A 12,050-nucleotide genomic window follows, 5' to 3' on the forward strand; every position below is an offset into this window, starting at 1 on the left:
ATAAATTGTAAATTCAATATTGCATTCTTATTGAAACAAGGTTCGGATTATATTTTTATCTTGGTTTTACAGTGACTTATCGTGTTGTTGATACAAGCAATATTAAAAATATCTTTTTTAAATCAATGGCTTGTTGTGATTTTACATGTGCGCAACATTTCATGATTTTTGAGATCCAAGTCAGGTTTCTAGACATCAATAGAAATTATTTTCTGTTTGTAATAATAAATTTTGATTTTGATAGGTAGTGTTTAATTAAAGCAAAACGAAAGTTTAATTATCTAATAAGACATTATCTTATTAACATCATTGTTATTTAATTGCTTGTAAGGGATGGAACCATTAATGAAAAAACTTGCTTTAATTACAGGGTCAAAGGGCGGTATCGGATCGGCAATATCATCTAAGTTAGTCGCAGACGGATATCGTGTGATTGCGACGTACTTTACTGGAAACTACCAGTGTGCATTGGATTGGTTCAATGAGAAAAAATTTACTGAAGACCAAGTGCGATTATTTGAATTGGATGTCACGAATACTGAAGAATGTGCATTGAGCCTAAGCAAGTTGTTAGAAGAAGAGGGAACGATAGATGTTCTCGTCAATAACGCCGGCATTACACGTGATAGCGTGTTCAAAAAGATGAACGCAGAAGCGTGGAAAGAGGTTATCGAAACGAACTTAAACAGTTTGTTCAACGTGACTCAGCCACTATTCGCTCCTATGTGTGAGAAAGGTAACTGCCGAGTGATCAACATTTCTTCAGTGAACGGTCTTAAAGGTCAATTCGGACAAACTAATTACTCGGCCGCTAAAGCGGGAATGATTGGTTTCTCGAAAGCCTTAGCTGCAGAAGGCGCTCGCAGTGGCGTAACAGTGAACGTGATTGCCCCTGGCTACACTGCAACGCCAATGATTGAGCAAATGAAGCCTGAAGTATTGGATTCAATCAAGAACCAAATCCCAATGAAACGTTTAGCAACGCCTGTGGAAATTGCCGAAGCGGTTGGTTTCCTAGCCAGTGAGTCTGGTGCATACATTACAGGCGAGACTTTGTCTGTAAATGGCGGTTTGTACATGCACTAATGGCGAAACTGACAGGAATTGAATAATGGAAAAAGTATTTATTGTTGCAGCGAAACGCACACCAATTGGTTCATTTACGGGTTCATTGAAAAACGTTAGCGCGGGTGAGTTAGCTGGCGTCGCAATTAAAGGGGCTTTGGATTCAGTAGATCTTCCCCTAGATGTCATTGATGAAGTGATCGTAGGTAACGTGATTTCAGCAGGGCAAGGCATGGGGGGTGCACGTCAGGCTTCTATCTACGCAGGGCTTCCTGAAGAGACTCCAGCCTATGGTGTCAACATGATCTGTGGCAGTGGTATGAAGTCAGTCATGGATGCTGCTGCTCATATTAAAGCCCAAGACGCAGAGGTCGTTGTTGCCGCGGGTGTGGAAGTGATGTCTCAAATTCCTTTCGTGGTTCCACCAAGTATTCGTAACGGACACAAGATGGGCGACATTTCGATGAAAGATCTGCTTGTTGGCGATGGTCTGACGGATGCGTTCAATCATTACCACATGGGTGTGACAGCAGAGAACATTGCGAATGCATTGAATATCTCGCGTCTTGCTCAAGACAACTACGCGCTAGAAAGCCAACAAAAAGCGGTAGCTGCAATTGAAGCGGGTAAGTTTGCTGAGCAAATTGTGCCTGTTGAAGTGAAACAGCGCAGACAGACCATCACCTTTGATACCGATGAATATCCGAAAGCGGATGCAACGTTCGAAGGTTTGCAAAAGCTTCGTCCTGCATTCGACCGTGAAGGTACTGTAACGGCGGGCAACGCTTCAGGTATCAATGACGGTGCGAGTGCAATCATCTTGGCATCAGAGAGTGCTGTATCGAAATACGGCCTGACACCACTGGTCGAGCTAACAAGCTACGCACAGTCTGGACTAGACCCAAAGATCATGGGCTTAGGTCCAGTAGAGGCTGTGTCTAAAGCGCTGGATAAAGCGGATTTAACACTTGAACAAGTTGATCTGTTTGAATTAAACGAAGCGTTTGCGGCGCAAGCGCTTGGTGTGATGTATCAGCTTTCTGAGCAGCACGATCTGCCATTAGACGCTTTTAAACCAAAAGTGAATGTTAACGGCGGCGCGATTGCTCTAGGTCATCCTCTAGGAGCATCAGGCAACCGAATCATTGTTTCACTCATCCACGAAATGCTTGAGCAAAAGACCAGTTATGGCGTTGCTTCACTCTGCGTCGGTGGGGGAATGGGAACCGCTGTTCTGCTTAAGGGTATTGAAGGTTAACGCCGGATGTATCGTTGGCAAGCTAAATAATTTATCGCTGCAGTCTACAGGTGCGTTAGCAAATCATCGCACCTTAACTGAAACGATATCAGTACCAATTTACTACACTATGTATTCATCAGGAGTTACTTATGTACACGGATATTTTTAAAACGATTACTGACCAAACTGAAAAGCAATTTGAACCGTACTTCAAGTTCAACAAGTTGGTTGCAAAGAACGTTCAAACAATGACGGAATTGCAAATGAATGCGATGCAGACTTACACGGATATGGGTCTTGCTCAAATGAAAGCAGTAAGTGAAATTAAAGATGTGAATAGCCTTACGGCATTCAACAGCCAGCAACTAGCAGCGTTAACTCAACTCTCTCAACAGATGATGAGTGACAGTGCTAAGCTTCAAGCTGTGGCAAAAGAGTTCAAAGAAGATGTTGAAACACTAACAACTGAAAACTTGAAAACAGTTACACCTGCATAAATAAAATCGCCATCGAGTCAGCACAGTGTTTACTGTGAGGCTCGGTGGCGATTTTCCGATTATTGGAGTCATGTTATGTTTCAACACTTCTTTTCGGACTACCTTGTTAAACTTCAACAAACAAACCTGCAATGGTGGGAAAACTTTGAACAAAACAAGGAAGCCGCGCAATCTCCCCTAAATCAAGCGATGCAAGAGTTGAATTTTGATGATGCGTCAAAAATCTTCGAGCAAGCCGCTAACCAACCCGCCGTTCTCCTTCAGTTACAATCCCAGTGGTGGGAACAGCAACTTAAGATTTGGCAAAATGCCGCACTGATGGGTAATACCGAAAGCGTCATTACTGAAGAGCGCAGTGATAAACGCTTTATTGATGAAGCGTGGAAAAATGACCCGTTTTACAGCTTTATCAAGCAGTCTTATTTGTTATTCAGCAAAAGCTATATAGACACCATTAATTCAATCGAAGGCATAGACGAGAAAACCAAGGAACGTGTGGCGTTCTTTTCACGTCAGGCTATCAATGCTCTTTCTCCTAGTAACTTCATTGCGACTAACCCAGAGTTGATGAAGCTAACGCTTGAGCGCAATGGTGAAAACTTGCTAGATGGGCTTGAGCAGCTACAAGCTGATGTTGAAGCGAGCGCGGATATCCTAAAGATCCGTATGACCAACAATAATGCCTTCCGATTAGGTGTTGATGTTGCGAACACGGAAGGTGATGTCGTTTTTCAAAATGATCTGTTCGAGCTTATTCAATACTACCCAAAAACACCTCAGGTGAACGCGACGCCTTTGTTGATCGTTCCTCCATTCATCAATAAGTACTACATTCTCGACCTTCGTGAAAAGAACTCAATGGTTCGTTGGTTGCTTGAGCAAGGGCACAGCGTCTTCATGATGTCTTGGCGCAACCCAGGTGAAGCGCAAAAAGACTTAGAGTTCGGTGACTATGTCACGGAAGGCGTAGCGAAAGCCGTGACGGCAATTGAAGATATCACGGGTAAAGAGCAAATCAATGCTGCAGGTTACTGCATTGGTGGTACTGTTCTCGCTTCAACGGTCGCTTACTATGCTGCTAAAAGAATGAAGAAACGCATTAAAACCGCGACCTTCTTTACGACTCTATTAGACTTCTCTCAGCCGGGAGAGGTTGGCGCATATATCAATGAAACGATCATTAACGCCATTGAGAAACAGAACGATGCTAAAGGATTCATGGATGGTCGTTCATTAAGCGTGACATTCAGTTTGCTTCGTGAAAACAGCCTGTACTGGAACTACTACATTGATAACTACCTAAAAGGCAGCAGCCCAATGGAGTTTGATCTGTTGTACTGGAACAGTGACAGCACTAACGTTGCAGCTAAATGCCATAATTTCTTGCTGCGTGAGCTCTATCTTGAGAATAAACTTGTTCAAGACAAAGGCGTGAAAGTAGGCGGTGTCTGGATTGACCTGAATAAGATCAAAATACCAAGCTACTTCATCTCGGCTAAAGAAGATCATATTGCCTTATGGCAGGGGACTTACCGTGGCGCACTGAATACCGGTGGTAATAAAACGTTTGTGCTTGGAGAGTCTGGTCATATTGCAGGCATTGTTAATCACCCAGACAAGAAAAAGTACGGATTCTGGCTAAACGATAACTTGGATGATTCTGCAGACGAGTGGCTATCGAATGCGACTCACAATGAAGGCTCATGGTGGACTCACTGGAATCAATGGCTGCAGGGCTTTGAAGCAGATGAGAAAATCGAACCGTTTAATCAAGGTTCTGAGCTGCACCCTGTAATTGGCAAGGCGCCGGGTAACTACGTAAAACAGGTACTTCCTATCGTCGATAAAGAGAACGTTGATACAGAAGTCGCAGAGAAAGACGTACCGGAAAGTGAAGCCTAAAGTACGTATACGTATTTGAAAGTACAGAACGTCAAACAATAAAAAAGCCACTGAATTCAGTGGCTTTTTCGTATCAACCTATCTTAAGAATAACTCATAGCGTTGATGTAATGTCGATTCTTAATCGATTTCTTTGTCTTTACCCATAGATAAAATCCAAAGAGACACGGCTGCAACACCTACGAAGCCACCAAGAATGATAACTGGCATAGCACTGTAACCTAGGATATGCCAAATTACGCTCTCTAAAGTACTCATTCAATTGCTCCTTATTGCCAGCCTTCAACGCCATGCATGTCTGGTAGTTTATGTGCGATGCCTTTGTGGCAGTCTACACATGTCTTCTCACCAGAAGCCAGCGCTGTTGAGTGTTGTTTCGCACTACGAGGACTCTGTTCGGAGAAGTCCATGTAATCGAACTGGTGACAGTTACGACACTCAAGTGAATCGTTCTTCTTCAATCGAGCCCATTCGCGCTCAGCTAAGTGATGACGACGCTCTTTGAATTTCTCAGGCGTATCAATCGTCTTTGAAATAAAGTGAGCATATAGCTCTTTTGATGCTTGAACTTTACGAACAATCTTATCCGTCCACTCATGCGGTACGTGACAGTCTGAACAGATTGCACGAACGCCTGAACGGTTAGAGTAGTGAATCGTCTCTTGGATCTCTTCAACGATAGGTGCGTGACAGCCAGAACAGAACTCTTCTGTATTGGTTGCTTCCATACCCGTGTTAAATGCCCCCCAGAATAAAAGACCACCAGAGAACCCCAAGAAAAGTACAAGGCCTACGGCTGCTTTACTTGGAGTTGTCAGTCTTTTCCAAAACGCTTTCAATAATTTCATATAATAGCCTCTCTACAATACGGCTAAGATTAGCGTAGTGAGTCAACAGGTTTGAACTCGTTCTCTACTAATGGTTTCGCATTAGCTTGAGGAACGTGACACTGCAGACAGAAGTAACGACGAGGTGAAACGTCAGCAAGTACTGCATCTTCACGGTTCATGTAGTGAGTAACACTAATTTTTGTTGCACCCATCTCTTTCGCATTTTTCCAGCTGTGGCAAGACAGACATTTGTTTGCATTCAGAGAGACTTCGTAGCTACGGATATTGTGAGGTACCAATGGTGGTTGGTATACGTAATCGCTCTCAAGCACTTGGTCGCGAGGGTACTTTTTGAAGTCGTCTGCTGCACGCGTTGCTTCAAGTTCACTTACACCACGTAAAGACTCTACGCCACCAATGCCGCCTGGGTTATCCAGCTCAGCTTGAGCCACGCCAGCTAGCAAAAGACCAGCTGATAGTAGGGCAGTAATCAGTTTTTTCATGTTAATTTCTCCGCCTAAAGGCTAATTCTTTGAGAGGGCTACTTTTTCTAAATGGTGAAAAAGCAGCCACAATATTAAATACTTAAGATCGTTTCTCTAAGCCTAGGGCTTAAGCAACTTTAGTGATCTTAACTGGACACTTCTTGTAGTCTGTCTGTTTAGACAGAGGATCCGTTGCATCCAAGATCAACTTGTTGATCAGAATTCTTGCATCAAAGAACGGTACGAATACCAAGCCTTGTGGTGGACGGTTACGGCCGCGAGTTTCAACACGCACACGAACTTCACCACGTTTGTTTTCGATAAGAACTTCATCACCACGGCGTAGGCCACGAGCTTTAGCGTCAGCAGGGTGCATGTAACAAAGTGCATCCGGTACTGCCTTGTAAAGTTCTGGTACACGACGAGTCATAGTACCTGTGTGCCAGTGCTCAAGAACACGACCTGTACATAGCCACATATCGTATTCATCGTTTGGTACTTCAGGTGGCGCTTCGTATGGAGCATTGATGATCAGTGCTTTACCATCTGGCTTGCCGTAGAAGTCCCAACCAGAACCTTTCTTAGCGTATGGATCTGAACCTTCTTTAAAGCGCCATAGTGTTTCTTTACCGTCAACAACTGGCCAGCGTAGGCCGCGTACTTTGTGGTAAGTATCGTATGGTGCTAAATCGTGACCGTGGTCGCGACCAAAGGCTGCGTATTCTTCGAATAGACCTTTTTGAACGTAGAAACCTTGTGCTTGTGCATCATCGTTAAGCTCTTGAGCTTCAGACAGAGGGAAAGCATCAACATTGCCGTTTTTGTAAAGCACGTCGTACATGGTTTTGCCACGGTACTCAGGCATTTTAGCAACCAGTTCTTCGCCCCAAACTTCTTCAATAGTGAAGCGTTTCGAGAACTCCATGATTTGCCATAGGTCAGATTTAGCTTCACCTACTGTTTTCACTTGTTGGTACCAAGCTTGTGTACGGCGCTCTGCGTTACCGTAAGCACCTTCTTTTTCGATCCACATTGCAGTAGGAAGGATAAGATCAGCTGCTTGAGCTGTTGCTGTTGGGTACGGGTCTGAACAAACAATGAAGTTGTCTGGGTTACGGTAACCAGGCAGACGCTCAGTGTTGATGTTTGGACCAGCTTGCATGTTGTTGTTACACATTACCCAGTAAGCGTTGATCGTACCGTCTTTTAATGCACGGTCTTGAGCAACAGCGTGTTTACCAGGTTTTGCTGGGATAGTGCCTTCTGGAAGTTTCCAGATGTCTTCTGCAATCTTACGGTGTTTAGGGTTAGCAACCACCATATCTGCAGGTAGACGGTGAGAGAACGTACCTACTTCACGAGCTGTACCACATGCAGATGGTTGGCCAGTTAGTGAGAATGGGCTGTTACCTGGAGTAGAAATCTTACCTGTTAGAAGGTGGATGTTGTACACAAGGCTGTTCATCCATACACCACGAGTATGTTGGTTCATACCCATTGTCCATAGAGACATTACTTTGATGTTTGGATCCGCGTATTGCTTCGCAAGCTTGATCAGGTTCTCTTCAGATACGCCTGACATTTCAGATGCTTTTTCTACCGTGTACTCTGCAACTGCTGCTTTGTACTCTTCGAAAGTGATTGCAGTCATTGCACCTGAGTTAGGGTTTGCCGCTGCTTTCTGTAATGGATCATCATCACGAAGGCCGTAACCAATGTCAGTTGTTGCCTGTTTGAAGTGCGTGTGCTTGTTTACGAAGTCCCAGTTAACCGCATCGTTTTGAATGATGTAGTTTGCGATGAAGTTAGCGATCGCAAGGTCAGACTGAGGGTTGAAGATGTAACCAGTGTCAGCAAGCTCAAAAGAACGGTGGTAGTACGTAGATAGTACGTTTACTTGAACGTGTGGGTGGCTTAGACGACGGTCTGTAATACGAGTCCATAGTACTGGGTGCATTTCTGCCATGTTTGAACCCCACAGTACAAATGCGTCTGCGTGTTCAAAGTCATCGTAACAACCCATTGGCTCATCGATACCGAAGGTACGCATGAATGCACCTACCGCAGAAGCCATACAGTGACGAGCGTTTGGATCGATGTTGTTTGAACGGAAACCCGCTTTCATCATCTTAACGGCTGCGTAGCCTTCCATTACGGTCCACTGACCAGAACCGAACATACCAACACCTGTTGGGCCGTTCTTCTTAAGAGACGCTTTCCATTTCTCAGCCATCACGTCGAACGCTTTGTCCCAAGATACTGGTGCGAAATCACCATCTTTATGGAACTCGCCATCTTTCATACGAAGAAGAGGTTGTTCTAGACGGTCTTTGCCGTACATGATTTTTGAAAGAAAGTAGCCTTTGATACAGTTAAGGCCTTTGTTTACCGGTGCTTCTGGGTCGCCTTGAGTCGCAACCACTTTGCCGTTTTGAGTACCTACTAGTACCGAACAGCCCGTACCACAAAAACGACAAGGCGCTTTATCCCACGTGATTTTTGTTTGATCTGAGCTAGCAATCAGGTTGGTTGCTGTTGCTGGTAGTGTTACACCTGCAACGGCTGCCGCTGATGCAGCTGCGTTTGCTTTCACAAACGCACGTCTTGTCATTTTCATACTTCACCCTCAAGTTGAGAATTGTTGCTTCCAGTTTCTAAATCCGTTTCTTCTAGTCCAGTTTCGATTTGGTGATAAACCAAAGCTGTCCCTAAAACGTTCTTAATGTTGTTTATTGCTTCGATGGTGTCCGTTACAAAACCTTGGTTCTCGGTTTCCAGGACCACGATGATTTTGCCTTCAGGGCTATCTCCGTAGATTTCAGCGTTATCGAATTGCTCGATCTCAGCTTTGATCTCATTGAGATGCTCTGGGCTCACATGCACGACTAAACTTGATATATGCACTTCATTTAGTGCCATAAATTGCTCTCGTTATTTTTATTTATGCATTACTCACAAGAATAGCTGAAGTAGGGCAAACTGCTACGCAGGCTCCACAACCGCTACACTCATCTAACTCGATTTTTGGTAGAGCAACACAGCCTGCTCTAAGTTGAAATTGAATGGCCATAGGTTCACACATGTCACCACAGCTTCGGCATTCAACATTTTGTTGCGCTAAACACTTATCAGAAATACGTGCTTTTGCTTGCCAAGGCTCTCCTTGCTTTGGCTTAAAAATGGGTTCCGGACAAACATCTGCACATTGATAGCAGAACGTACATTCATCGATAGAGAAATCGACAGTGGGGAACCCACCATCACCTACAATGATTATCTTAGTCTCACAACTCTCGATGCATTTTCCGCAGCGAGTGCAATCATCTACAAAGCGCTCTAGGTTATTAATCCAAGGCAAACGAATTTGGCTTGAATCGACTTTTTTCCTCGAAAACAGACGACGTTTTGACAGATCTACCACTAAAAACCCCTAGATGTTGCTAAGATGTTGTAATTGTAGGTCATTATTTCATTAATATCTTGTAATTTGTCATCACAAGTAGTGTAGGTTTAGAAACAATTGTATAAATACCCCCTAAGGGCTAATTGGGGGTATATATTGTCATAGATCAATAAATTACGAGGCGAGTGATCACATATTGAATGGAGCTATGATTTTTGATGTGTGACAATACGAGCCTAATAGCAAGTTATATATCAATAGGAAGTCACGTTTGCTTATAAAACCGGTCTCATCTGTTACTAGTACAATAGCTAAGTCATTACTCTCTATATTGCTGTTGTCCGTTGCTACTACTGGCTTTGCTATCTTTACCTTAGCTTCAAGCTTGAACGATGCTGAGGCTGTCAATGTAGCCGGTTCGATGCGTATGCAAAGCTATCGTTTAGCCCATGATATTCAAATAGAATCTGTTGATTTCGATTCCCATATCCGTGAGTTTGAAAGTTCACTTTATTCGCCTTCGATGACTAAATTGGTGAGTTGGGATGTTCCGACGGATATCACAGAAGACTACTACCTAATTATTGGCCGTTGGCATGAATTGAAACGCGTTCTGAATAGTGAAGACCGTAAACACTATCTCGTGTTGGTTGAAAACTTCGTAACTGAGATCGATGGATTTGTTTTTAAACTGCAAGAATTCTCAGAAGACAAATTGATTAAACTGGCGTGGGCTGGTGGTATCGGTTTGGGCGGAATTCTCGTCATATCTCTTTTTGTTGTTCATTTTGTACGTAAACAGGTTGTTAAACCGCTACATGCTCTTGTCGGTGCGAGCCAAAGAATCAAAAACAGCGACTTCGAGGTAGAACTCAAAGTGACCAGTAACAACGAAATGGGCATTTTGACCAAAACCTTCAACTCGATGGCCAAAGATTTAGGCGTGCTTTATCGAAACCTTGAAGATGTGGTGGATGCCAAGACGATTGAGCTGCAAAATGCGAACCAGTCGCTGCAGGCACTTTATAACTCGTCACAAGAGCTCACGGTTACGCGTATTGCTCCTGAAAACTTCCGAGCTATCTTGCAGCATCTCGTGAGCTTGGAAGGGGTTGGATCACTGAGGCTCGAGATTTTAGATAACTCAGGCCGTTCGTTGATTATGGATGAAGGTTACGATTCGAATTTAGACTACGAAAAGTTTGAGATGAAACTCGACGATAACGAACTTATTCTTGGCTATTTATACTGTTCGTATCACCACGGGCACTCAACTAAAGCTCTGATCGAAAGCTTCATTCAACTGCTATCGAGAGCGATCTACTACAATCGTGCTCAAAAGAAAGCTGAACAGCTTATTATCATGGAAGAGCGTGCCACGATTGCACGTGAACTCCACGATTCATTGGCTCAATCACTGTCGTACTTGAAAATCCAAGTTACACTATTAAAGCGTGTGATTGGCAAACTGCCAGAGCAACAGCACCGAGAGCAATCTGAACAAATAGCGTCTGAGATCGGAAACGGCTTAGCCGACGCTTATACCCAGTTAAGAGAGCTACTCACCACATTTAGGTTGACCATTAAAGAGGGCAACTTTGGAGACGCCTTAAGTACCATGCTTGAGGAGCTCAGCGAGAGAACCGATGCGAAGATTAACCTCACTAATAATCTCTCATCGATCGAGCTTGATGCGCATAGTCAGGTTCACTTGCTTCAATTGATTCGTGAAGCAACAATAAATGCAATAAAACACGCCAATGCCGACTTGATAGATGTATGCTGTATCGATGAGGACGGTGAAGTATTAGTCGTGATAAAAGATAATGGAGATGGCTTTGACTCAAGTAGTTCCAAGGTGAACCACTACGGGATGAGCATTATGCAGGAGCGTGCGGCAAGACTGAATGGCGACTTGACGATTGAAGCGGCGCAAGGTGAAGGCTGTACAGTCATATTGAAATATAAAAGTTTGAAGGAAGTTAAAGTTGACGATTTGTAAAGTAATGCTGGTTGATGATCATCCATTGATGCGCAGAGGTATAAGCCAATTACTGAGCTTTGAAGGCGAATTCGAAGTGATTGCAGAAGCAAGTAACGGCACTGAAGCGGTTGCTCTTGCTCATGAAGAAGAACCTGATTTGATCCTTTTGGATCTAAATATGAAGGGCATGTCTGGTTTAGATACCTTGAAAGCACTTCGCACTGACGGTTCTAGCGCAAACATTGTAATCCTGACAGTCTCTGACAGCCCTGCAGACATTGAAGCGATTGTAAAAGCGGGTGCTGATGGTTACTTGCTGAAAGACACCGAGCCTGATGAATTGATCGAACTCCTAAAGCAAGCACATGGTGGTGACAAGGCATACAGTAGTGTAGTTGCTCGTTACCTAAGTGACGCTGGTAGCCGCAACGACATTTTTGACCAATTGACGGAACGTGAAATGCAGATCCTGCAAGAAGTTGCGAAAGGTTACCGTAACAAGCAAATCGCGGACCACCTGTTTATTTCTGAATCGACAGTTAAGGTACATATGAAGAGCTTGCTGAAAAAGCTGCAAGTACCTTCTCGTACAGCTGCAACGGTTCTTTACCTAGAACGCTATGGTGAAATGAAGTAGGGCTTGG

At 43.9% G+C, this 12,050-nt stretch carries 12 protein-coding genes; 6 read left to right on the plus strand and 6 right to left on the minus strand.

Annotation, left to right across the window (positions count from 1 at the left end):
* Window positions 1-345 precede the first annotated feature (345 nt).
* From OH460_RS02245 to phaC, 4 genes are all read left to right on the plus strand, one after another.
* On the plus strand, window positions 346-1,086 hold the full coding sequence (locus OH460_RS02245; RefSeq protein WP_269994696.1) for an SDR family oxidoreductase: 741 nt from the start codon (window positions 346-348) through the stop codon (window positions 1,084-1,086).
* A gap of 25 nt (window positions 1,087-1,111) precedes the next feature.
* Entirely contained in the window at window positions 1,112-2,323 is a 1,212-nt protein-coding gene (locus tag OH460_RS02250) for an acetyl-CoA C-acetyltransferase (protein WP_269994698.1), read from the plus strand.
* A 131-nt stretch (window positions 2,324-2,454) separates the two neighbouring features.
* Window positions 2,455-2,802 carry a phasin family protein gene (locus tag OH460_RS02255; RefSeq protein WP_008219299.1) on the plus strand — a complete coding sequence of 116 codons (348 nt, stop codon included), beginning with the start codon at window positions 2,455-2,457 and terminating at the stop codon, window positions 2,800-2,802.
* 75 nt (window positions 2,803-2,877) lie between these two features.
* Entirely contained in the window at window positions 2,878-4,704 is a 1,827-nt protein-coding gene (phaC, locus tag OH460_RS02260) for a class I poly(R)-hydroxyalkanoic acid synthase (RefSeq protein ID WP_186170616.1), read from the plus strand.
* A gap of 120 nt (window positions 4,705-4,824) precedes the next feature.
* On the opposite strand, the gene OH460_RS02265 is transcribed toward phaC, so the two are convergent.
* The 6 genes from OH460_RS02265 to napF all read right to left on the minus strand — a co-directional run bounded on the left by OH460_RS02265 (window position 4,825) and on the right by napF (window position 9,440).
* Window positions 4,825-4,962, minus strand: coding sequence for a TIGR02808 family protein (locus OH460_RS02265; RefSeq protein ID WP_008219295.1), 138 nt, complete (start codon window positions 4,960-4,962; stop codon window positions 4,825-4,827).
* 11 nt (window positions 4,963-4,973) lie between these two features.
* Window positions 4,974-5,552, minus strand: coding sequence for a NapC/NirT family cytochrome c (locus tag OH460_RS02270; protein ID WP_008219293.1), 579 nt, complete (start codon window positions 5,550-5,552; stop codon window positions 4,974-4,976).
* A gap of 29 nt (window positions 5,553-5,581) precedes the next feature.
* Window positions 5,582-6,037: a nitrate reductase cytochrome c-type subunit gene (locus OH460_RS02275; protein WP_008219291.1), complete on the minus strand. Its 456-nt coding sequence runs from the start codon at window positions 6,035-6,037 to the stop codon at window positions 5,582-5,584.
* Window positions 6,038-6,146: 109 nt separating this feature from the next.
* Window positions 6,147-8,636: a periplasmic nitrate reductase subunit alpha gene (gene napA, locus OH460_RS02280; protein WP_171730729.1), complete on the minus strand. Its 2,490-nt coding sequence runs from the start codon at window positions 8,634-8,636 to the stop codon at window positions 6,147-6,149.
* On the minus strand, window positions 8,633-8,938 hold the full coding sequence (locus tag OH460_RS02285) for a chaperone NapD (protein ID WP_017058194.1): 306 nt from the start codon (window positions 8,936-8,938) through the stop codon (window positions 8,633-8,635). The genes napA and OH460_RS02285 overlap by 4 nt, the downstream gene beginning before the upstream one ends.
* Before the next feature lie 22 nt (window positions 8,939-8,960).
* A complete protein-coding gene (gene napF, locus OH460_RS02290) occupies window positions 8,961-9,440 on the minus strand; it encodes a ferredoxin-type protein NapF (protein ID WP_269994709.1) in 480 nt (159 codons plus the stop codon).
* Between the two features lie 253 nt (window positions 9,441-9,693).
* Here napF and narQ point away from each other — a divergent pair, with 253 nt between their 5' ends.
* Together narQ and OH460_RS02300 are read left to right on the plus strand one after the other, a co-directional pair.
* The gene (narQ, locus tag OH460_RS02295; protein ID WP_269994711.1) at window positions 9,694-11,424 is read left to right on the plus strand and encodes a nitrate/nitrite two-component system sensor histidine kinase NarQ; all 1,731 of its coding nucleotides are present in this window, start codon (window positions 9,694-9,696) and stop codon (window positions 11,422-11,424) included.
* Entirely contained in the window at window positions 11,411-12,043 is a 633-nt protein-coding gene (locus OH460_RS02300) for a response regulator (protein ID WP_269994713.1), read from the plus strand. The genes narQ and OH460_RS02300 overlap by 14 nt, the downstream gene beginning before the upstream one ends.
* The last annotated feature ends 7 nt before the right edge of the window (window positions 12,044-12,050 follow it).

The organism is Vibrio sp. Makdt (assembly GCF_027587015.1).
In the GTDB taxonomy this organism is placed as follows: domain Bacteria; phylum Pseudomonadota; class Gammaproteobacteria; order Enterobacterales; family Vibrionaceae; genus Vibrio; species Vibrio chagasii_B.

Coding starts and splice junctions, on each gene's coding strand:
- OH460_RS02245 (WP_269994696.1), top strand. CDS start 346: ATGAAAAAACTTGCTTTAATTACAGGGTCAAAGGGCGGTATCGGATCG.
- OH460_RS02250 (WP_269994698.1), top strand. CDS start 1,112: ATGGAAAAAGTATTTATTGTTGCAGCGAAACGCACACCAATTGGTTCA.
- OH460_RS02255 (WP_008219299.1), top strand. CDS start 2,455: ATGTACACGGATATTTTTAAAACGATTACTGACCAAACTGAAAAGCAA.
- phaC (WP_186170616.1), top strand. CDS start 2,878: ATGTTTCAACACTTCTTTTCGGACTACCTTGTTAAACTTCAACAAACA.
- OH460_RS02265 (WP_008219295.1), bottom strand. CDS start 4,962: ATGAGTACTTTAGAGAGCGTAATTTGGCATATCCTAGGTTACAGTGCT.
- OH460_RS02270 (WP_008219293.1), bottom strand. CDS start 5,552: ATGAAATTATTGAAAGCGTTTTGGAAAAGACTGACAACTCCAAGTAAA.
- OH460_RS02275 (WP_008219291.1), bottom strand. CDS start 6,037: ATGAAAAAACTGATTACTGCCCTACTATCAGCTGGTCTTTTGCTAGCT.
- napA (WP_171730729.1), bottom strand. CDS start 8,636: ATGAAAATGACAAGACGTGCGTTTGTGAAAGCAAACGCAGCTGCATCA.
- OH460_RS02285 (WP_017058194.1), bottom strand. CDS start 8,938: ATGGCACTAAATGAAGTGCATATATCAAGTTTAGTCGTGCATGTGAGC.